The following is a 442-nucleotide window of genomic DNA, read 5'->3' on the forward strand; positions in this document are numbered from 1 at the left end:
CGCCGACAACGGCGCCGATGCGCTGCACGCCGTCGCTCGCGATGCGCCCGACCTCATCATCAAGGACGTCATGATGCCGAAGATGGATGGATTCACCGCCTGCCGCGAGCTGCGGACCCGAGGCGTCACCGTGCCGGTCATCTTCCTGTCGGCCAAAGGCGACATCGTGGACAAGGGCGTCGGATTCGCGGCCGGTGGCGACGACTACATGGTGAAGCCCTTCGACCCCCGCGAGCTGATGATGCACATCGAGGCGCATCTGCGCCGCGACGCCATGCGCCCGAGCAGCGCTGTGCCTTCCTCCGGCACCATCACCGTGGGATGTCTTTCCTTAGATATGGCCCAGCACCGCGCCACCTTGGCCGGCGAACACGTGTCGCTGACCCCGAAGGTGTTCAAGATCCTGGCGACGCTGGCTGCAAGCCCCGGCACGGTGCTTTCC

1 protein-coding gene is annotated in these 442 nt (G+C 66.1%); it reads left to right on the top strand.

The window, feature by feature from the left end:
* A partial coding sequence (locus NE591_RS12425; protein ID WP_256156767.1) for a response regulator transcription factor occupies positions 1 to 442 on the top strand: 442 nt, incomplete at both ends.

The organism is Adlercreutzia sp. DFI.6.23 (assembly GCF_024462535.1).
GTDB classification, from domain to species: Bacteria; Actinomycetota; Coriobacteriia; order Coriobacteriales; family Eggerthellaceae; genus Adlercreutzia; species Adlercreutzia rubneri.